This is a genomic window from Actinoplanes cyaneus (assembly GCF_016862095.1).
In the GTDB taxonomy this organism is placed as follows: domain Bacteria; phylum Actinomycetota; class Actinomycetes; order Mycobacteriales; family Micromonosporaceae; genus Actinoplanes; species Actinoplanes cyaneus.
This window is the reverse complement of sequence record NZ_BOMH01000019.1, coordinates 1-20,465: the sequence shown is the minus strand read 5'-3', so window position 1 is coordinate 20,465 and position 20,465 is coordinate 1. Positions and strand designations below refer to the sequence as shown.

Sequence of the window (20,465 nt, the reverse complement as noted above, 5' to 3'; positions counted from 1 at the left end):
CCCGTCCCCCGGGTTTGGTGCCCTGTAGTACGAGTATCGAGGATGATGAGTTCAAACGGAGAGTAGTCAACGCGGCCGCTCTCCCGCACTCCCCGTCACTCCGGACAAACGGCACGATCCGCGCGGTCATGGAAGCGCTCCCAACTCGTGGATCCGGCGAGTCCGCGCTCATGGAATCCGCCGTGGAGATTCACGCCGAGGCCACCACGCCCCAATGCCGACGAGCGTCGCTGTGGCCTGCGCCGATGCGGAGATCCCGAGGCTGATCGCAGTGACCGTCGCCGATGAGCTGGTCATCCGGGGCCTCCGTGTTTCCGGGTGTGCCGGGAAATGACGCACCGAGCGACGACTCGACATCCGCTCTTGACATTGCAAACTTAAGCCACTTAATAATGGCCCCGTCAATAGGTGAACCTCGCGCTTGGGCTGGGCATGCGCGGGTTGCCCCGACGTCTGAGATCGAGGGATTCACATATGTTGAAATTGACGAGAGTCGCGGTGGCCGCGGCCGCGGCGTTGACGCTGGCGGCTGCCGGGTGTTCCGGTGACGGGGGCAAACCGGCCGGCGGCGGTAACGCCGGCAACAGCTCCATCACCATCTTCAACGGCTCGACCGGCACGATCGTCGAGCAGTGGAACCCGTTCCTGCCGAACTTCCTGCAGCCCACCGAGGGCCTCATCTACGAGGCGCTCTACTGGTACAACTTCGCCTCCGACGCGGACCCGCAGCCGATGCTGGGTACGGCGTACTCCTGGGACACCGCCGGGAAGGTCCTGACCATCACCACCCGGGACGGGGTGAAGTGGTCGGACGGCCAGCCGTTCACCGCCAAGGACGTGGCGTACACCTTCGACCTGCTCCGCCGGACGCCGGCGTTGAACGCGACCGGTCTCAAGCTCGCCTCGTCGGTGGCGAAGGACGACAAGACCGCGGTGCTGACCTTCGAGAAGCCGTCGTTCACCGACGAGGCGTCGGTTCTCGGCAACACCCCGATCGTCCCGCAGCACGTGTGGGAGAAGATCACCGACCCGACGAAGTCGATCAATCCGAACCCGGTCGGCACCGGCCCGTACAAGCTGAAGACGTTCGCCGCGCAGAGCTACGTCATGGAGAAGAACGCCAACTACTGGCAGCCCGGCAAGCCGCAGATCCAGAACGTCCGCTACATCGCGCTGGCCACCGCCGACGCCGCGACCGCCGCGCTGACCGGCGGCCAGGTCGACTGGATGAGCAGCTTCCTGCCGGGTCTGGATCAACTGCTGAAGAACCAGAAGAACCTGACGTACGTCAACACGCCCGCGCTCACCACGTCGATCTTCACCTGCGCCGGCGCCGAGCTCGGCTGCAAGGGCCCGCAGACCGACCCGGCCGTACGCCAGGCCCTCTACTACGCGCTCAACCGTGACCAGCTGAACAAGCTCGCCGGTGGTGGCTTCGCGTCGACCGCCTCGCCGACGATGCTGCTGCCCGAGCGGGACAAGGACTGGATCGCCGACCAGGCGAACCTGACCGTCCCGGGCACCGCTGACGTCGCCAAGGCCAATCAGATCCTGGACGCGGCCGGCTGGGTCAAGGGCAGCGACGGCATCCGTGCCAAGGGCGGGGAGAAGCTGTCGCTGACGATCCAGACGGTGACCGGCTGGAGCGACTACATCTCGCTGAACGACGCGATGACCCAGGAGTTCAAGGAGGTCGGCGTCGAACTCAAGCCGACCCAGCTGTCCTGGCAGGAGTGGAACACGAATCAGGTGCAGGGCAAGTACCAGCTGTCGCTGGACTCGATCGGCCTGGGCGCGTCGACCAACCCGTACGCCACCTACCTGCGGTACACCTCGACCACGACGGCGAAGGCCGGCACGGCGGCCGGGCTCAGCGGCAACTACGCGCGGTACGCCAACGACAAGGTGGACGCGGCGGTCGCGGCCGCGGCGGCGACGAACGACGAGGCGGCGCAGAAGCAGCAGTACGCGATCATCCAGCAGGAGATCGTCAAGGACCTGCCGTACATCCCGATCTACGTCAACTCGCTGCTCACCGAGTTCAGCACGGCCAACGCCACCGGCTGGCCGACCAACGACAACAAGTACGCCCTGCCGGCCACCTGGAAGAACTGGGACAACGGCATCGTGCTGAGCACCATCAAGCCGGCGAAGTAGACGGGGACGGGCCGTGCGTCATCTGCTCCGTAAGCTGGGGTTCTACCTGGTCGCCCTCTGGGCGGCGCTGACGGTGAACTTCTTCGTCCCGCGCCTCATGCCCGGCGACCCGGTCGAGATCCTGCTCTCGAAGCTGGGTCAGCACGGCCCGGTCACCCCGGAGATGCGGGCGTCGGTCGAGGCCCTTCTCGGCACGAACAGCGGCGAGTCGCTGTGGTCGCAGTACGTCGACTACCTGGGCAACCTGGCCCGCGGGGACCTGGGCACCTCGGTGGTGTTCTACCCCGCGTCGGTCGGCTCGATCATCGAGCAGACCCTGCCCTGGACGATCGGCCTGATCGGTCTCGCCACGATCATCTCGTTCCTGGCCGGCGTCGGTCTCGGCACCGTCGCCGGCTGGAAACGGGGTTCCTGGCTGGACAATCTGATCCCGGTCACCACGATGTTCCAGTCCGTGCCGTACTTCTGGCTGGCCCTGATCCTGCTCTTCGCGTTCGGCAGCATCTGGCCGCTCTTCCCGCTCAACGGCGGTTACGACGTCTACAACGTCACGCCCGGCTGGAACGGCCCGTTCCTCGGATCGGTGCTCTACTACGGCGCGCTGCCGGCGATCACCATCGTGCTCTCCAGCGTCGGCGGCTGGATGCTCGGGATGCGCAACATGATGGTGTCCACGCTGAGTGAGGACTACATGGTCACCGCCGAGGCCAAGGGCCTGCGCCCGGGCCGGATCATGCGGCGCTACGCGGCCCGCAACGCGGTCCTGCCGTCGGTCTCCGGCTTCGCGATCTCGCTGGGCTTCGTCGTGGCCGGCTCGATCGTCACCGAGGCGGTCTTCTCCTACCCGGGCATCGGCTCCGCGCTGCTGCAGTCGGTCGGCGGCAACGACTACGCCCTCATGCAGGGCATCTTCCTGGTCATCACGCTGTCCGTGCTCGGCGCGAACCTGCTGGTCGACCTCCTCTACTCGGTCATCGACCCGCGCACCCGCGCCCGAGCCTGAGAGGGCAGCGATCATGACCATGACCACGGAACTGTCCGAGACGGCCATCGAAGACAATGCCCGAAAGCCGATTAAGGTACGGCGATTGGCGCGCAACCCGAAGCTCCTCGCCGGTCTGATCATCGGCGGCGCGATCGTGCTCTTCGGCCTGCTCGGTCCCCTCGTCTGCCAGGACCCGAGACTGGTGAACGACATCGGCCTGACCGGTCCCAGCGCCGAGCACTGGCTCGGCACCACGCAGACCGGCCAGGACGTCCTCGCCCAGCTCGCCCACGGCACCCGCGGCTCCCTCGCCGTCGGCGCGATCGTCGGCGTCCTGACGCTGCTGCTCTCCGCGTTCTTCGGCGTCGTCGGGGCGTACGCCGGTGGCTGGGTCGACGAGATGTTCTCCCTGTTCACCAACATCATGCTGGTCATCCCCGGCCTGCCGCTGGTGATCGTGATCTCCAGTTACGTCCCGGACAAGAGCATCTGGCTGGTCTCGGTGGTCCTGGCGATCACGAGCTGGGCCGGTTCCGCCCGGGTGCTGCGCGGCTACACGCTCAGCCTGCGCAGCCGCGACTACGTGCTCGCCTCGCGGGTGGCCGGCGAGAAACGGTGGCGGATCCTGTCCGTGGAGATCCTGCCGAACCTGATCCCGCTGCTCGCCTCGCAGGTCGTCTTCGCGGTGATCTTCGCGATCCTCGGCGAGGCCGGCCTCTCCTACCTGGGGCTGGGCGCGAGCGGCTCGTTCACCTGGGGAACCATGCTCTACTACGCGCAGAACGGCCTGGCGCTGCGACTCGGGGCATGGTGGTGGTTCGTCCCGCCGGGCCTGATGCTGGCCCTGTTCGGCGCCGCGCTCTCGCTGATCAACTTCTCGATCGACGAGATCATCAACCCCAAGCTGCGCAACCAGACCCGGGCCGCCCGCAAGGGGTGGCGGATGTCCCGGGAGCAGCTCTCCAAGGCCAAGGAGGCGACGCTGTGACGGTCCTGTCGATCGAGAACTTCAGCGTGGACTACCTGGTCGACCCGGTCGTGCACGCGGTCAAGAACGTCTCGCTCGAACTCCGGCGCGGCGAGGTGCTGGGCCTGGCGGGCGAGAGCGGATGCGGGAAGAGCACCCTGGCGTACGGGATCATCCGCCTGTTGAAACCCCCGGCGGCGATCACCTCCGGACGGGCGGTGTTCCACTCCCGCGAGGGTCTGGAGATCGACTGGAACGCGCTGGACGCGGAGGAACTGCGGGCGAACCGGTGGGAGAAGATCTCGATGGTCTTCCAGGGCGCGATGAACTCGCTCAACCCGGTGATCTCGATCCGCGACCAGTTCGAGGACGTCTTCCTCACCCACCGGCCGGAGATGTCGCGCAAGGACCGCCGCGCCCGCTGCGCCGAGCTGCTGGAACGCGTCGGCGTCGACCCTCGCCGGCTCACCTCGTACCCGCACGAGCTCTCCGGCGGCATGCGGCAGCGCGTCATGATCGCGATGGCGATGGCCCTGGAGCCGCAGGTCATGATCATGGACGAGCCGACCACGGCGCTCGACGTCGTGGTCCAGCGGGAGATCCTGCGGGAGATCACCCGGCTGCGCGACGAGCTGGGCTTCGCGGTCGTCTTCATCACCCACGACCTGCCGCTGCTGCTGGAGATCAGCGACCGGATCGCGGTGATGCGCAGCGGCGAGATCGTCGAGCTGGGCGACGCGGCCGAGCTCTACACCAACCCCAGACACGAGTACACCAAGCAGCTGCTCGCGTCGTTCCCGAGCCTGACCGGCGACCGCGGCTCGTTCGTCCGCGGCGCGATGGACGACCGGCTCCTGGCCCTGGACGCGGTCGAAGTGACGTCGTGACCGCCTGCACCGAGCGGCAGCCACCCGCTGCCGGCCCGCGGGCTCGCAGGCGAGGGCCAGAAGGACGCGACAAAGGAGGTACAGCGTCATGACGACCTTGGAGGTACGGGGTCTGGGCAAGGACTACCGGCTGCGGGAGGGGTGGCACAGCAGCACGCTGCGCGCGGTGGACGACGTCAGCTTCACGCTCGACCACGGGAAGACCATCGCGCTCGTGGGCCAGAGCGGCAGCGGCAAGTCGACAGTGGCCAAGCTGCTGCTCCAGCTGGAGCGCCCGACGCGCGGGGAGATCCGGCTCGACGGCGAACCGGTCGCACGTCGCGGCGCCGGGCTGGCGGCCTATCGCCGTACCGTCCAGATGGTCTTCCAGGACCCTTTTGCGTCCCTGAATCCCTATCACACGATCGGTCACCACCTGGCCCGGCCGATCCGGCTGCACCATCCCGGGATGAGCGACGCCGACGTCCAGAAACGTGTCCTGGAGCTGCTGGAACGGGTGCGCCTGACCCCGGCCGGGAACGTCGCGCGCCGGCGCCCGCACGAGCTCTCCGGCGGTCAGCGGCAGCGCGTCGCGATCGCCCGTGCGCTGGCCCCCGAGCCCGGCGTGCTGATCGCCGACGAGCCGGTGTCGATGCTCGACGTGTCGATCCGCCTCGGCGTGCTCAACCTGCTCGCCACCCTGCAACGCGAGGAGGATCTGGGCGTCCTCTACATCACCCACGACCTGGCCACCGCGCGCCACTTCTCCGACGAGATCCTGGTGATGTACAAGGGCTCGATCGTCGAACGCGGCCCCGCCGACGACGTCATTCTCCGGCCGCAACACGAGTACACGAGAACGCTGGCCGAGGCGGCCCCCAACCCGGAACGCCGCATCGGTCAGCTCCGCTCGACCCCGCAATGACCGCCTGCTGAGCCGCCCCGCACCCGAAGCGCCGTCCCGCGCCGCCCGCCGAGCGGGCCCGCACCCGAAGCGCCGCCCCCGCGACGCCCGTTGAGCCGGCCCGCACCCGGACGGCCGCCCCGCGAGGCCCGCCGGGGTGAGACCTCGCCGTGCGACTCGCGGTTCTGGCTGGTGCTCTTCGTGGTCATGAGACACGAACAACCACGAAGAGCACCAGCCAGAACCCGGCGGCGGGCAGCGGACTCGACCCGGGAGAGTGTCTGCCGGGGTGCGGGCTGGACTTTGCCGGATACCGTTGGGTCCAACGTTTCGCCAGGTGGGGAGAGTTGCGGTGGGCTTCTTCAAACGGACCGTGCTGTCGATGATCGCGTCGAATCTGGAGCGCCGGGCACACCACAGCCGGAACCCGATCGTGCACCACATGCTGCGCGAGGTGAACCACAGGCTGGCCCGCCAGGGCGGTTACCCGCGCAGCACCTACGGCCACCCCGGCTATCACCCCGGCCCCGGTTACCACCCCGGCCCGGCTTATCACCACGGCCCGGCGCATCATGGGCACTACCGTCATCACGGGCATTACCGGCACCACGGTCACTACCGGTACTGACCTACCCTCCGGTGACTACCTTGGGCGCGTGATCGCGACTCAGGGACTCCGATTCATCGACCACACCGTGACCGTGCCGCTGGATCACCGGCGGCCGGACGAGCGGACCATCGAGGTGTTCGCGCGGGAGGTGGTCGCCGCCGAGCGGGCCGGCGACGACCTGCCCTGGCTGCTCTATCTGCAGGGCGGGCCGGGCGGCAAGGCGCCGCGGCCGCTGGGCGCGGACGGGTGGCTCGGGCACGCGCTGAAGACTCATCGGGTGCTGCTGCTCGACCAGCGGGGGACCGGGCGCAGCACGCCGCTGACCGGGAAGACCGTCGCGGGGATGACGGACGCGGCGCTCGCCTCGTACCTCAGGATGTTCCGGGCCGACAGCATCGTGGCGGACGCCGAGATCCTGCGGGCGCGGGTCGCGGGCGGCGCCCGCTGGGACACTCTGGGCCAGAGCTACGGCGGGTTCATCACCCTGACCTATCTGTCGGTGGCGCCGCAGGCGCTGCGGAGGTGCTGCATCACCGGCGGGCTGCCGGGGCTGGATGTCAGGGCGGACGACATCTACGCACTGACGTACCCGGCTGTCGCGGCCCGCAACGCCGAGTTCTACCGCGAGTTCCCGCAGGACGCCCCGGTCGTGCGCCGGATCGCCGCGTTCCTCGACGCCGGGGACGTGCGGCTGCCCGACGGCGACCGGCTGACGTCCAGGCGGCTGCGACTGCTCGGGAACATGTTCGGCGCGAGCACCGGCCTCGCCCAGTTGCACTGGATCCTCGACGAGGCGTGGCACGGCTCGTCGCTGTCGGACACGTTCCTGCACGAGGTGCTGCGGCACACCGCGTTCGTCGACGTGCCGCTCTTCGCGCTGCAGGAGTGCACTTTCGGTCAGGGCCGGGCGTCGGCGTGGGCCGCGCAGCGAGCCTCGGAGCGGTACCCGGAGTTCGCGCCCGACGCGGATCCGCTGCTGTTCACCGGCGAGATGATGTACCCCTGGATGTTCTCCGAGATCGCGGCGCTGCGGCCGTTCGCCGGGGCCGCCGAGATCCTGGCCGCGGCCGACGACTGGCCGCCGCTCTACGACCTGGACCGCCTGGCCGCCAACGACGTGCCGATCGCCGCCCTGGTCTACGCCGACGACATGTACGTGCCGGCCCCGCTGTCGCTGCGCACCGCCGAGCGGGTCGGCAACCTGCGCACCTGGGTCTCCACCGACCACCACCACGACGGCCTGCGGGTGGACGGCGCGGCCATCCTCGAACGCCTGATGCGGTTGGCGGCGTGAAGGTTCAGCCGCGCGATCCGGAGCTCAGGTATGGGGATTCGTCCCGAGGTGCGGCCGGTCCCCGGTGACAGGTGACCCGGGGGTTCTCGGAAGCGAGCTCGCCGACCGGGTTGTCGTCGTAGAGCCACACGTGCAGGTCGTACGGCATGGGCGGCCGGCCGGGCGGGACGGAGTGGCCGGCCATCGGCCCGTCGAACGGGTGGCCGAGCAGTTCCGGCCGGTCACCGCCGGCGGTGCCGGGGAACCTCTGCCGGCGCGGCGCGAACCGGCGGCCGTCACCGGATGGGCTGACCGGGTGGGTGTGGCCGGCGGCCCGGTGGGTAATAGCACGCCCGTTCGAGTGACGAGGAGAGCGACATGACCGACAAGACCAACAGCACGCCGGCCGACGGCAACCGGGTGAAGGACCCGGAGGACTGGACGACCGGCGACGAGCCGGCGACCGGGGCGCAGGAGTCCTACCTGCACACCCTCGCGACCGAGGCGCACGAGGATGTCCCGGACGGGCTGACCAAGGCCGAGGCGTCCCAGCGGATCGACGACCTGCAGGAGAAGACCGGCCGCGGCCGGTGACGGTCACTCGAAGGGGTTCGGGTCTGGCCCTCGCGCTGCCGGTGCCGGAGAATGTGTCCACTCCGGCCGGTTCAGTCGCGCAGCCGTCCGGGATTTCGGGCTGGAGACGAGCTGATCCGGGAGGACTGCCCATGAGGCCCGGGACCTTCGAGTGCATCACCGCGGACAGCGTCGAGGAGGTGCTGTCCGCGCTGGCGGACGGTGACACCGCGGTGCTGGCCGGTGGCCAGAGCCTGGCCCCGGAGTCGACACCGCGGGTCGTCGACATCAACCGGGTGCCCGGGCTCGACCTGCTCGCCGAGCAGGACGGTGTGCTGCGGGTCGGGCCGCTGGTCCGGCACCGGGTGTTCGAGTCGAATGCCGTCGGCGGGCCGATGGGCGACCTGATGCGCCTGGTGGTGTGTCACATCGGGCATCCACCGGTCCGCGCCCGGGGCACGATGCTGGGCAGTCTCGCCTACGCGCACCCGGCGGCGGAGTGGCCGGTCGTGGCCGTGATGCTCGGCGCCCGGTTCGTGCTGGCGGGGCCGCGCGGGTCGCGGACGGTGCCGGCCGAGGCGTTCTTCACCGGGGCGTTCACCACCCTGCGGCGGCCCGACGAGCTGCTGGTCGAGGTGTGCTTCCCGGCTCTGCGGGCCGGGACGGGCGTGGGTTACGCCGAGGACCGGCGCACCACGGTCTTTCCGCAGGCGGCCGCGATGGCCACCGTGACGGCGACCGGCGGCGTGGTCGAGGCGGCCTCGATCGGCCTGGTGAACGCCGCGCCCTGCCCGGTCCGGGCGCGCGCCGCCGAACGGGTGCTGCTCGGCCGGCCGCTGTCGGATTCCACGATCGCCGAGGCCACCGCCGTGATCGAGGTGGCGGCGTTCCGGACGCTGGTCCGGCGGGCGCTCAGCCAGGCGCGGACCCGGATGCGGTCAGGCGCGCAGGTGGGACTGCAGGACGAGCGCGGCGGCGCCGGTCGCTGAGGCCGTGGCGGCGGCCAGCGAGACGGTGACCGTGACGTTGCGGTGCCAGGTGCGGGCATCCGCGGCGGCGAGCCGGCGCGTGATCGCCGGGCCGTAGATCGCCGAGGCCGCCGCGAAGCCGGGGCCGGTCAGCACGACCAGGTCGATGTCCAGCAGGTTCACCACCGACTCGGCGGCCGCGGCCACGTAGCGGGCGGAGGACTCCAGCAGGGCACGGCAGTGCGGGGCACCGGCCCGGGCGGCGCGCGCGACCGCGCCGAAGTCGGACGTGACGCTGCGCAGCGGCTGGGTGAGGTCGAGACCGGCCTCGGCGGCGGCGACCCGGTCGTCGCGGGCGGCCGTCACGACCATCCGCGGGCCGGCCAGCACCTCCAGGCAGCCGCGGCTGCCGCACCAGCACTCCGGGCCGAAGACCTCCAGGCAGAGGTGCCCGAACTCGCCGGCGCTGGCGTGGCTGCCGCGCATCGCCCGGCCCTCGACGACGATGCCGGCGCCGATCCCGCCGCCCATGTAGAGCGCGGCGAACGCCTGGTCCGGGCCGACGCGGGCCACCCAGTACTCGCCGACGGCGGCGGCGGTCGCGTCGTTCTCCACCAGCACCGGCCAGCCGGTCGCCTCGGAGAGCCGGCTGCCCAGCTCGTCACCGCGCAGGCCGCGCAGGTGCGGGAGGGTCTCGTCGGCGGGCAGGCCGCCGCTGTGCGGGCCGGGCCAGACGATGCCGACGCCGAGGCAGCGGGCCGGGTCGACGCCGGAGCCGGCGAGCAGCGTGTCGATGTCGGCGGCGAGGGCGCGCAGGATCGCGTCCGGGTCGTCGCCGAGCGGCGCGGGCCGGGCCAGGCGGGAAATCACGCCACCGGTCTGGCCGGTCAGCACGTACGTCGTGGCGTCCTCGTCCAGGTGCACGCCCACCGACAGCCGCGCGTTCGGGTCGAGCTGCAGCAGCGTGCGGGGCTTGCCGCCGGTCGGGGTGCGGCCGGTCTCGACGACCAGGCCCTCCTCCAGCAGGCGGCGGACGGTCATCGACACCGCGGCCTCGGTCAGCCCCGTGATCTTGGCGAGCTCGACCCGGCTGAGCGGCTCGGAGGCGCGGATCGCGTCGAGGATGCTCTCCCGGGCGCCGGGACGACGTCCCCGGCCGGGCCGGCCCGCCGGCGCGGTCGCGCCGACCCCTTCTCTCACGCTTCCTCCACCGCCGCCGTGACGCGCACGAGAAGGACGCGATCCGGATAGAGCACCGGGAGACGGAGTCCGACGGTGCCGAGTGTGCGGCCGTTCAGGCGTACCCCCTGGGGCGTGCACCAGGGTAACGCAGCACCCCACGCCGCGGCGTTACCGTCGGCAACGTCACCCGGCGGCTGCGGGCGCACGTGATAGGTCCGGTCCTCCGCGAGCCCGGGCAGCCCGATGGTCCCCGGTGGGTAGGACGCGCTGGTCGACGTCGCCGTCAGCGCGAAGATCGCATCGGATCCGTCCCGCGACACCACGCCGGTCACCGAGTAGGCAGGATCGGTCACGTCGGCGTGAACCAGGGTGCCGTCGTGCAGCAGCCCGCGCAGCTCCTTGTACAGCGCGACCCACGCCGAGAGCTCGGAGATGTCCGACTCGGAAGCCCGCGTCAGATCCCACTCGATGCCGAGATGTCCGAAGAGGGCGGCGCCGGCGCGGGTGGCCAGCGGCAGCGACCGGCGAGTCGTGTGCGACTCGGGCGCGCCCACGTGCGACCCGATCAACTCCAGCGGGATCAGCAGACCGGTCCACCGCTGGATGGACACCCGCTCGTGCGCGTCGATGCAGTCGGACGCCCACACCCGGTCGGTGCGCTCCAGGATCTCCAGGTCGACCCGCCCGCCGCCGGACGAGCACGACTCGATCTCCACACCGGGGTGCCGCGCCCGCAGCTCGTCGAGCAGCCGGTACGCCGCCAGCGTCTGATCGTGCACCCCGGCCCGCCCGCTCCCCGGATGCCCGGCCTCGACGAGGTCCCGGTTGTGGTCCCACTTCAGGTACGCGATGTCGTGGTCGGTCAGCAGCGCGTCGAGCCGCCCGAGGATGTGATCGAAAGCGGACGGATTCGCGAGGTCCAGCACCTGCTGCCGCCGCGCCGGCCGGGGGAGCCGGTCACCGGCCGACATGATCCAGTCCGGATGTTCCCGGGCCAGCTCCGAGTCCGGGTTGATCATCTCGGGCTCGACCCAGAGCCCGAACTCCATGCCGAGCCCGCGGACCACGCTGATCAGCGGTTCGAGCCCGTCCGGCCAGACCTCCGGGGAGACGAACCAGTCGCCGAGCCCCGAGGTGTCGTCGCGGCGGGAGCCGAACCAGCCGTCGTCGAGCACGAAACGTTCGGCGCCGATCGTGGCGGCGGCCTTCGCCAGCTCGGTCAACCGGGCAAGATCGTGGTCGAAGTAGACGGCCTCCCACGTGTTGACCACGACCGGGCGCGGCGTCGACGGGTGGTTCGGGCGGCTCCGGAGGTACTGGTGGAAGCGGGACGAGACGCCGTCCAGCCCGGTCGTGCTGTGCACGGCGTACACCCAGGGGGTCCGATAGGTCTCGCCCTCGGCGAGCCCGGCCTCGCCGGGCAGCAGCAACTCGCCGCCGGCCAGCGCCGACCAGCCGTGATAGGTGCGCTCGGCGATCGAGCGCGCGCCGCCGGAGAACGCGGTGTGCAGTGCCCACACCTCGCCGCTCCGGTTGCCGAAACCGGTGGTGCCGGCGCAGAGCACGAACGCCGAGTCGTACCCGGTCCGCCCGGTGCGGTTCTCCCGGACGCGCAGGCCGTGCGTGAACGCGGTCCGTTGCGGCTGGCGCTCGCGCAGGTGGTGACCGGTGAAGTCGAGCAGCTCGGCGGCCCGGTCGGGCACCGGCAGGAACAGCGTGAGGTGCTCCAGCCAATAGGTGCCGGGTGCGGTGCCGGTCAGCGCGGCGCGGCCACGAAGGACCCCGGCGGGGTGCAACTCCAGGTCGATGCTCACCTCCAGGCCCGCTTCGGCGTCGAGAGCTCTCACCTGTACGGCGTCAGGAGCGCGCCCGTCCGCGGGAGGACGGTGATCTATCGCGGTCACCTGGAACGCCGTCGACCAGGCGCTCCCGTCCCGGTGGCCGGCGAGTCCCGGCGTCCCGAGCCAGCCCGACGACTGCTCCGGGAGCAGCGACGGCCGGACCGTCCCGTCCACGGAGAACCCGATCGGTTGCGGCGCGACGGCGGTCAGCAGCTCCGCGGACGCCTTGTCGAGCGCCGCCCCCCAGTGCGCCACGGACGGCAGGCCCGGGCCCCGGCAGTCGAGCACGAAACTCACCCCGGCGGCGCTCAGGTGCAGCAGTTCCGGCCCCATCGGTGACTCCCTACCAGCGTTGACGGACTTCGTTCAGTTGCTTAAGAATGCTATCTGCCCCGCGTGCGGCGGCACTACGACAGGAGCCGTGTCAATGATCAGAGCCGATGTTCACGAGGGTTGGACCGTGCGTGCCGCCGGTGGCCCGGTGCCCGCCGGGATCGCCGACGAGCCGGTGCCCGCGTCCGTGCCGGGCACGGTGCACACCGACCTGCTGGACGCCGAGCTGATCCCGGACCCGTACCTGGGCGAGAACGAGGCGGACCTGGTCTGGTTCCACCGAGCGGCCTGGCTCTACTCCACGACCGTGACCGTGGCGCCGGCCGCCGACGACGAGCGGGTCGACCTGGTCTTCGAGGGGCTGGACACGATCGCGGCGATCGAGTTCGGCGGCGTCGAGCTGGGCCGGACCGCGAACATGCACCGCAGCTACCGGTTCGACGTGCGGGACCGGCTGCGGGACGGGGCGATCCCGCTGTCGGTGCGGTTCGACTCGGCGCTCGATTACGCGGAGGACCTGCAGAAGGTGCTCGGGGAGCGTCCCCGGCCCTATCCGCACCCGTTCAACGCCATACGCAAGATGGCCTGTTCCTTCGGTTGGGATTGGGGTCCTGACCTGCAGACCGCCGGGATCTGGAAGCCGGTGCGCCTGGAGCGGTGGAGGGTGGCGCGGCTCGCGTCGGTGCGGCCGCTGGCCACGCTGGACCCGGACGGGACCGGCCGGCTCGTCGTGCACGTCGACGTGGAGCACGCGAGGCTCGGCGCCGATCGCGAGGTCGTCGCCGAGGTCCGGCTCGGCGAGCACGTCTCGCAGATCCGGCTCCGGGAGGGCGAGACCTCGGGCATGACCGAGATCCTGGTTCCGGACGCGCCGGCGTGGTGGCCGATCGGCTACGGTGCCCAGCCCCTGGTGGACGTCGGGGTGACCCTTCGTGACGACGACGAGGAGCTGGACGCCTTCCACACCCGGGTCGGCTTCCGGACGATCACGCTCGACGAGACACCGGACGAGATCGGGAGCGCTTTCACGCTCGTCGTCAACGGCCGGCCGATCTTCGTCCGCGGCCTGAACTGGATCCCCGAGGACCACCTGCTCACCCGGCTGAACCGGGACGTCTACGCGGCCGCGATCCAGCGCGCCGCCGACGCCAACACCAACCTGCTGCGGGTCTGGGGCGGCGGCATCTACGAGAGCGACGACTTCTACGACCTCTGCGACGAGCGCGGCATCCTGGTCTGGCAGGACTTCCCGCTGGCGTGCGCGGCCTACGCCGAGGAGGAGCCGCTGCGCTCGGAGTTCCTCGCCGAGGCGCGGGAGAACATCGGCCGGCTCACCCCGCACCCGTCGCTCGCGGTGTGGAACGGCGGCAACGAGAACATCTGGGGTCACGAGGACTGGGACTGGAAACCGCAGCTCAACGGGCAGACGTGGGGCGCCGGTTACTACTACGAGCTGTTCCCGGCGCTGCTCGCCGAGCTGGACCCGACCCGGCCCTATCACCCCGGCAGCCCGTCCAGCCCCGGCCACGACCCCGAGGTGATCCACCCGAACGACGACCGGTACGGCACCCGGCACGAGTGGGAGGCGTGGAACCGGCAGGACTACACCTACCACGCGAACTTCGTGCCGCGGTTCTGCTCCGAGTTCGGCTGGCAGGCGCCGGCGACCTGGTCGACGCTGCGGGAATCGCTCGCGCCGGAGGACTTCGACCAGGAGTCGCCGGCGTTCCTGCTCCATCAGAAGGCCGAGGGCGGCAACGACAAGCTGAACGCCGGGATCGCGCATCACCTGCCGGCGCCGTCCGGCTTCGAGGACTGGCACTGGGCGGCGCAGCTGAATCAGGCGCGGGCCACGGCGTACGCGATCGGGCATCTCCGGGGTCATGCGCCGCGGACCATGGGCAGCATCCTGTGGCAGCTCAACGACTGCTGGCCGGTGACGTCATGGGCGGTGGTGGACGGCGCGGGGCGGCTCAAGCCCGCCTGGTACGCGCTGCGCCGGTCCTACGCGCCGCGGCTGCTCCACTTCCGGGACGACTCCCTCGTGGTGGTCAACGACAGCCCGGAGGCCTGGCGCGGCACGGCGCGGCTGAGGCGGGCCGGCTTCTCCGGCGAGGTGGCCGCGGAGCAATCCGTCGATGTCGAGGTCGCCGCGCGATCGATATCGGTCATCGCTCTTGACGCGGAGCTCACCACGCCCGGCGACGCGACCCGGGAGGTGCTCGTCGCGGACCTCGACGGACTGCGGGCCACCCGCCTGTTCGCCGAGGACTTCGATCTCGCGTACGACCCCGCGCCCGTCACCGCTGACATCAGCCCCGCCGAGGGCGGATACTCCATCACCGTGACCGCCACCTCCTTCGCCCGTGACGTCGCCGTCCTCGCCGACAAGATCGACCCCGACGCGTACGTCGACGACATGCTCGTCGATCTGCTCCCCGGCGAGAGTCACACCTTCGGGGTCCGTACCACCTCGGCCGACAAGCGGGCGTTCGGCGGGCCGGCGGTGCTGCGCTCGGCGAACACGCTCGTGGCCGGGGCCTGATCGCGGTGGCCGGCTCCCTGATCGGGCTCGTGCTGACCGGCAGCGCCGCCCGGGTGGGGGTGGAGCCGTTCTTCATGGAGCTCATCGCGGGCATGGAGGAGGCGCTCGCCCCGGCCGGCGCGACCGTGCTGCTGCTGGTCGTGCCGGACCTCGACGCCGAGCTGGCCACCTACCGGCGCTGGGCGGACGACCACACCGTGGCGGCGGTCGTGGTGGTCAACCTGGTGCACGACGACGTGCGGCCCGGTCACGTGGCCGGGCTGGGGCTGCCCGCGGTGCTCGCGGGCCGGCACCCCGGGCCGTTCGCCAAGGTCGTCACCGACGACACGGGGGCGATGACCACCGCGATCGAGACGCTGAGCGGTCTCGGTCACCGCGTGGTCGGGCGGGTCAGCGGGCCGGCCGACCTGCTGCACACCGCGGAGCGGACCGCGGCGATCCGGGCGGCGGCCGGGCGGCGCGGCGTCACGGTCCGGATCGCCGAGGGCGACTACAGCGCGGAGGGCGGCGTCCGCGCCCTGCGGGAGCTGCTGGCGTCCGCGCCGGCGCCGACCGCGATCGTCTTCGACAACGACGTGATGGCGGTCGCCGCCGAGCAGGAGTTGCTGCGCGCGGGCGTCGGCGTGCCGGCCCAGGTGAGCCTGCTGGCCTGCGACGACTCGCCGCTCTGCGAGCTGGCGGTGCCGCCGCTCTCCGCGCTGAGCACCGACGTGCACGAGCACGGGCTGACGCTGGGCCGCGCGGTGCTCGGCGTGGTGCGTGGCGAGCCGGGCCGCGAGCACCCCGGCCCGTCGATCAGCATCCGGCATCGGGAGAGCACCGGCCCCGCGCCCTTTTGACCAGATCAACGTCATTTGCGGGTACGGGCGTGGCTCGCCACCGTTGGTATCCGCAGGTCACACGCATGGTGTCGGATTTTGGTCGAGCAGCGCTCAATATCATCGGCGATGATGGCCCCCACGTTGTCGTCGGGTACGGGGGTGCCGCAGGTGATGATCGTTCTTGTCGCGCTGATGGGCCTGGTGATCGCGCTCGGACTGGCGTTCTGGCCGTGGCCCGAGCGCGTGGCCCGGCGTGCCGCCCGCCACGCCGCCCGTCACGGGCCGCCGCCCCCGCCGCCCCGGCTTCCGGACACGCTCGAGGGCGTGCTGACGGCGCAACTGCTCGCCGACGAGATCTCCCGGCCGCAGTACGTGCGGGCGATGGAGCGGATCGCCGCCCGCGACGAGCGACGTCACCCCCTGTCGGTGCCCCGCGACGACCGCTCTGAGTAATCTGCGGCCCATGGGGAACCGCCGTGAGCGCTGACGACGACCCGACGCCGTCGCCGACACCGGCACCGGCGACGCCGCCACCGCCATCGACGGCGCCGGTGCCGCTATCTCCGGTGCCGTCGTCGTCGGTGCCCGCGCTGCCGTCGCCGGACTGGGAGCTCGCCGGGCGGCGGACGATCCGGTTCGCGGTCGCCTACGCGGTCGCCGCGGCGGCCGTCGTCCCGCTGTTCGCCTGGGCCACCCGGAAGCCGGTCGACGAGGTCACCGTCGCCGCGGCGACGGTGATCGCGAACCTGGTGATCTCGGCGCTGCTGCTCGGCGGCCTCCTGGGCCTGCTCGTCTGCGCGGTGGTGTGGCTGGTGCAGACCGCGAGGCTGGCGTACGGTTCGCCGCCCACCGGCCACCTCGGCTACTGGGGGTGCGCGGCGTTCGGCGTGCTCTTCGTGGCCGCCTACGTCCCGCCGCCCGGGCTGCGGCTCGCCGACGCGCTGCTGCTGGCCGCCGGCGAGCGCCTGCTCGGGGTCATTCTGCTGATCGCCGGGGTGGTGCACACCCGCCGGTGGATCAGGCGGCGGGCCGGCACCCCTGTCCCCGCGCGGGCCGGGGGATTCCCGTCGAGCCGGCCCACCGCCGAGGACTGGAGCACCGGCTGGGACCCGGAGGTCGAGCGCGACATCGAACGGCGCCGGGCCCGTTAGGGTGCCGTGCCGCTCGCGGGGGCACCCGCCGTACCAAATCGATCTCGGTCTTTGTCCTGTGCTCGTCGGTTTGCATGGGTGAGGTATAGACACAGTGCCCGCGCGGGTATGCAAGATTCGCCATGAGTGCCGAGGATGTGATCGAGATGCTGCTGTCCGTGCTGATCGCAGGACTGGTCGCCGCCCTGGCACTGAGCTTCTGGCCGGGCCGTCGTGGCGGGCCGTCGGGTCCCGCGACCGGGCCGGGGCCGGTCTCGGCGGTGCTGCTGCCGGCGCCGGACTCCACGACGCCGCCTGCGGCAGCTCCGCTCGCGGCCTCCGGGGCAGCGCCGCTCGCGGGCTCCACGACGCCGCCCGCGGCAGGCTCCGGGACAGCGCCGCCCGTGGGCTCCGGGACTATGCCGCCCGCGGCAGGCTCCGGGACAACGCCGCCCGCGGGCTCCAGGTCAGCGCCGCCCGTGAGCTCCGCGACAGCGTCGGCGCGCCGGGCCAACAGTGCCGAGGGGCTGCTCAGCTCCCGGTTGCTCGCGGGCGAGGTGACCACTGAGCAGTATCGGACAGCGATGGCGTGCCTGGCCGTGCGCGAGGAGGCCCGTGACCCGATGCGCCTGCCGGGTGAGATCGGGCCCACCGCAGACTGATGTGACCTGAGGCAACCTCCCTGCGCCCGTCCCGTCCGGGATGCGAGGGTGGAGGCCGGCGACGAGAGGGCGTGTGATGGCGGAGATCGTGCTGATCCGGCACGGACAGACGGAGTGGAGCGCCAACGGGCGGCACACGTCGTTCACCGATCTGGAACTGACCCCGGAAGGGGAGGCGCAGGCGCGTCGCGCGGGGGAGCGGCTCGGCGGGCGCACGTTCGCCGCGGTCATCTCCAGTCCGCGCAGGCGTGCGCTGCGCACGGCGGAGCTGGCCGGGCTCACCGTCACCGAGGTGACCGAGGACCTGGCCGAGTGGAACTACGGGGAGTACGAGGGGATCACCACCAAGCAGATCCGCGTCGACCGGCCGGACTGGTCGCTCTGGACGGACGGCTGCCCCGGCGGTGAGTCCCCGGAGCAGGTCGGCGAGCGGCTCGACCGGGTCCTCGCGCGGGCCCGCTCGGTCGGCGGCGACGTCGCGCTCGTCGCTCACGGGCACAGCCTGCGGGTGGCCGGAGCGCGCTGGATCGGCCTGCCGACGAGCGCCGGTGGCCTGCTCAAATTGGACACCGCGACGGTGTCGGTGCTGGGCTTCGAGCACGAGGTCGACCCGGTGCTCAGCGCCTGGAACGCCCCCTGCTGACCCTCTGCCGCGCAGAGTCCAGCGAGGCCGGGCGGTCCAGCGAGGCCGGGCAGGGTCCCATCGGGCGGGCGGCCTCATGAGGCAGGACGGTTGCCTCATGAGGCCGGCCCCACCCGGTCACAGGGTGGCTCGAAGGTCGCCCGGACGCGAGCGATTCGCAATTCTCCACCGGAGGCACGCTCCCAGTCCCCGGTCGTGGCGTTCCACACATGCCACCTCCGCGGATCCGGGGGCGAGCCCGAGCGTCACGGGACCTATGCTGACACGTGTAAGTAGTAAAGTCACCCCATGCCTGACCCCCGCCGGATCACCAGCGCCGATGTCGCCCGCCGGGCCGGGGTCTCCCGCGCCACCGTCAGCTATGTCCTGAACGCCACGCCCGGCCAGAGCATCTCCCCGGCCACCCGCGACCGCGTCCTGCAGGCCGCCGCCGGGCTCGGTTACGCGCCGTCGGCGGCCGCCCGCACCCTGCGTACCGGACGCTCCGACGTCGTGCTGTGCCTGATCCCGGACTGGCCGATCGGCAACGAGATGGGCAACACCCTCGGCAACCTCTCCACCGCCCTGGCCCGGGAGGGCCTGACGTTCCTCGCGCACCCCGGCAGCCGCGACGACCGGCCGATCGCCGAGGTCTGGAAGGCGATCACGCCGGCCGCGGTGCTGTCCTTCACCGACTTCTCCGACGACGAGACCGAGGCGATGCGGGCGGCCGGGGTCGCGCTGGTCGTCGCGCTGCTCGGCCGAGCCGGCCGGCACGGGCGCGAGCTCGAGGTCCCGCAGACGTTGATCGGCCGACGACAGGCCGACCACCTTTCCCGTACGGGGCATCAGCGCCTCGGATACGCCTACCCCGACGATCCGCGGCTGCAGATCTTCGCCGAGCCCCGCCTGGCCGGTGCCCGGGCACTCGCCGAGCCGGTGGTGCGGACCGTTCCGCTCGACGCGGCGCGCGCGGCCGAGGCCGTGGCCGGGTGGCGGGCGGACGGGGTGACCGGGATCTGCGCGTACAACGACGAAGTCGCCCTGGCGGTCCTCGCCGGCGCCCGCACGCTCGGGCTGACCACGCCCGCCGACCTGGCCGTGATCGGGGTGGACGACATCCCGGCCGCCCGGCTGGCGGTGCCGCCGCTCACCACGGTCACCACCGACCAGGGGCTGCTCGCGGCGCACCTGGCCACGACGATCGTGGCCGCCGTGGGCGGGCGGCCCGCGCCGTCCCTGTCGGCGGACGAGCTGATCCGCGTGGTTGTCCGGGAGTCCGGCTGATCCGCGTGGTGGTCCGGGAGTCCGACTGATCCGCGTGGTGGTCCGGGAGTCCGGCTGGACCGCGTGGTCATCCGGGAATCCGGCTGGTCCGTCCGTGACGACCCGTCGCGACGCGTGGTGATCGGCTGACAACGAACCCACAGGTGCGGCACACGGCCCTTCAAGGTCCGAGGCGAATCGTAAGGGGCATCACGAGGGACTCACCGAGGAGATGACCATCATGATCGAGCAGCTGACGCGCGAGGGCATGGCCGGCGGTTCCGCTCCAGCCCTTGATCCGGCTCCCTCCGGTGCGGCGCCGGCGCCGGCTGCCGATCCGGTCGTCGCCGTTCTCGGTCAGCAGAGCCGGGTCGGCGCGCTCCCGCAGTACCTGCCGTCCGGGTGGACCGTCCGGCCGGTCGCCGAGCTTGACGACGTCCGGCCCGGCGAGGTCGTGGTGCTCAGCGGGGCCAAGGCCGACGACGTGCGGCGGGCCCGGGCGGTGCTGCCACGGGCCAGCCGGGTGGTGGTGCTGATCGACGAGTGGGCCCCGGCGGAGCTGGTCGCCTCGGTCCTCACCGCGGGAGCGGACGTCTGCGTCCGCGGTGGACACCCGGCGATCCTGGCGGGCCACCTGGTCGCCTGCCGACGGCGCCAGTTGTCCGAGCGGTGGGCGAATCTGGACCTCGCCCACACCGCGTGAGCCGTCACTCTCGTCCCGCCACCCCACACGTCGCCACGCCACCCCACACGTCGCCAC

Annotated in this window: 19 protein-coding genes; 17 read left to right on the top strand and 2 right to left on the bottom strand. The window is 71.6% G+C overall.

Annotation, left to right across the window (positions count from 1 at the left end):
• Nucleotides 1–474: 474 nt before the first annotated feature.
• The 9 genes from Acy02nite_RS13810 to Acy02nite_RS13770 all read left to right on the top strand — a co-directional run bounded on the left by Acy02nite_RS13810 (nt 475) and on the right by Acy02nite_RS13770 (nt 9,324).
• A complete protein-coding gene (locus Acy02nite_RS13810; protein WP_203740594.1) occupies nt 475–2,157 on the top strand; it encodes an ABC transporter substrate-binding protein in 1,683 nt (560 codons plus the stop codon).
• Between the two features lie 13 nt (nt 2,158–2,170).
• The gene (locus Acy02nite_RS13805) at nt 2,171–3,160 is read left to right on the top strand and encodes an ABC transporter permease (RefSeq protein WP_203740592.1); all 990 of its coding nucleotides are present in this window, start codon (nt 2,171–2,173) and stop codon (nt 3,158–3,160) included.
• Nucleotides 3,161–3,245: 85 nt separating this feature from the next.
• Nucleotides 3,246–4,130, top strand: a complete 885-nt coding sequence (locus Acy02nite_RS13800; protein ID WP_239174749.1) for an ABC transporter permease — start codon at nt 3,246–3,248, stop codon at nt 4,128–4,130.
• Entirely contained in the window at nt 4,127–4,996 is an 870-nt protein-coding gene (locus Acy02nite_RS13795; RefSeq protein ID WP_203740588.1) for an ABC transporter ATP-binding protein, read from the top strand. The genes Acy02nite_RS13800 and Acy02nite_RS13795 overlap by 4 nt, the downstream gene beginning before the upstream one ends.
• Nucleotides 4,997–5,084: 88 nt before the next feature.
• Nucleotides 5,085–5,900: an ABC transporter ATP-binding protein gene (locus tag Acy02nite_RS13790; protein ID WP_203740586.1), complete on the top strand. Its 816-nt coding sequence runs from the start codon at nt 5,085–5,087 to the stop codon at nt 5,898–5,900.
• Nucleotides 5,901–6,231: 331 nt separating this feature from the next.
• The gene (locus Acy02nite_RS13785) at nt 6,232–6,507 is read left to right on the top strand and encodes a hypothetical protein (RefSeq protein ID WP_203740584.1); all 276 of its coding nucleotides are present in this window, start codon (nt 6,232–6,234) and stop codon (nt 6,505–6,507) included.
• Nucleotides 6,508–6,535: 28 nt separating this feature from the next.
• Nucleotides 6,536–7,783 (top strand): alpha/beta fold hydrolase, encoded by a 1,248-nt coding sequence (locus Acy02nite_RS13780; protein ID WP_203740582.1) that lies wholly within the window; start codon nt 6,536–6,538, stop codon nt 7,781–7,783.
• A gap of 357 nt (nt 7,784–8,140) precedes the next feature.
• Nucleotides 8,141–8,356 carry a DUF3072 domain-containing protein gene (locus Acy02nite_RS13775; RefSeq protein WP_203740580.1) on the top strand — a complete coding sequence of 72 codons (216 nt, stop codon included), beginning with the start codon at nt 8,141–8,143 and terminating at the stop codon, nt 8,354–8,356.
• 131 nt (nt 8,357–8,487) lie between these two features.
• On the top strand, nt 8,488–9,324 hold the full coding sequence (locus tag Acy02nite_RS13770) for an FAD binding domain-containing protein (RefSeq protein WP_203740578.1): 837 nt from the start codon (nt 8,488–8,490) through the stop codon (nt 9,322–9,324).
• Here the strand turns inward: Acy02nite_RS13770 and Acy02nite_RS13765 are convergent.
• Together Acy02nite_RS13765 and Acy02nite_RS13760 are read right to left on the bottom strand one after the other, a co-directional pair.
• Entirely contained in the window at nt 9,274–10,503 is a 1,230-nt protein-coding gene (locus Acy02nite_RS13765; protein ID WP_203740576.1) for an ROK family transcriptional regulator, read from the bottom strand. The two genes, Acy02nite_RS13770 and Acy02nite_RS13765, sit on opposite strands and share 51 nt — an antisense overlap.
• Nucleotides 10,500–12,659 (bottom strand): alpha-galactosidase, encoded by a 2,160-nt coding sequence (locus tag Acy02nite_RS13760; RefSeq protein ID WP_203740574.1) that lies wholly within the window; start codon nt 12,657–12,659, stop codon nt 10,500–10,502. Before Acy02nite_RS13760 ends, Acy02nite_RS13765 begins: the two co-directional genes overlap by 4 nt.
• A 94-nt stretch (nt 12,660–12,753) precedes the next feature.
• Between Acy02nite_RS13760 and Acy02nite_RS13755 the strand changes: the two genes are divergently transcribed.
• The 8 genes from Acy02nite_RS13755 to Acy02nite_RS13720 all read left to right on the top strand — a co-directional run bounded on the left by Acy02nite_RS13755 (nt 12,754) and on the right by Acy02nite_RS13720 (nt 20,408).
• Nucleotides 12,754–15,204 (top strand): glycoside hydrolase family 2 protein, encoded by a 2,451-nt coding sequence (locus Acy02nite_RS13755; protein WP_203740572.1) that lies wholly within the window; start codon nt 12,754–12,756, stop codon nt 15,202–15,204.
• Nucleotides 15,205–15,209: 5 nt separating this feature from the next.
• Complete coding sequence (locus Acy02nite_RS13750; RefSeq protein WP_203740570.1) at nt 15,210–16,043, top strand: LacI family DNA-binding transcriptional regulator; 834 nt, start codon at nt 15,210–15,212, stop codon at nt 16,041–16,043.
• Between the two features lie 111 nt (nt 16,044–16,154).
• Nucleotides 16,155–16,478 carry a hypothetical protein gene (locus Acy02nite_RS13745; protein ID WP_203740568.1) on the top strand — a complete coding sequence of 108 codons (324 nt, stop codon included), beginning with the start codon at nt 16,155–16,157 and terminating at the stop codon, nt 16,476–16,478.
• Between the two features lie 23 nt (nt 16,479–16,501).
• Nucleotides 16,502–17,176: a hypothetical protein gene (locus Acy02nite_RS13740; protein ID WP_203740566.1), complete on the top strand. Its 675-nt coding sequence runs from the start codon at nt 16,502–16,504 to the stop codon at nt 17,174–17,176.
• A 122-nt stretch (nt 17,177–17,298) separates the two neighbouring features.
• Entirely contained in the window at nt 17,299–17,817 is a 519-nt protein-coding gene (locus Acy02nite_RS13735; RefSeq protein WP_203740564.1) for a hypothetical protein, read from the top strand.
• A gap of 76 nt (nt 17,818–17,893) precedes the next feature.
• Nucleotides 17,894–18,460 (top strand): histidine phosphatase family protein, encoded by a 567-nt coding sequence (locus tag Acy02nite_RS13730; protein ID WP_203740562.1) that lies wholly within the window; start codon nt 17,894–17,896, stop codon nt 18,458–18,460.
• 288 nt (nt 18,461–18,748) lie between these two features.
• Entirely contained in the window at nt 18,749–19,726 is a 978-nt protein-coding gene (locus Acy02nite_RS13725; protein WP_203740560.1) for a LacI family DNA-binding transcriptional regulator, read from the top strand.
• 220 nt (nt 19,727–19,946) lie between these two features.
• Nucleotides 19,947–20,408 (top strand): hypothetical protein, encoded by a 462-nt coding sequence (locus Acy02nite_RS13720; protein WP_239174747.1) that lies wholly within the window; start codon nt 19,947–19,949, stop codon nt 20,406–20,408.
• Nucleotides 20,409–20,465 lie beyond the last annotated feature (57 nt).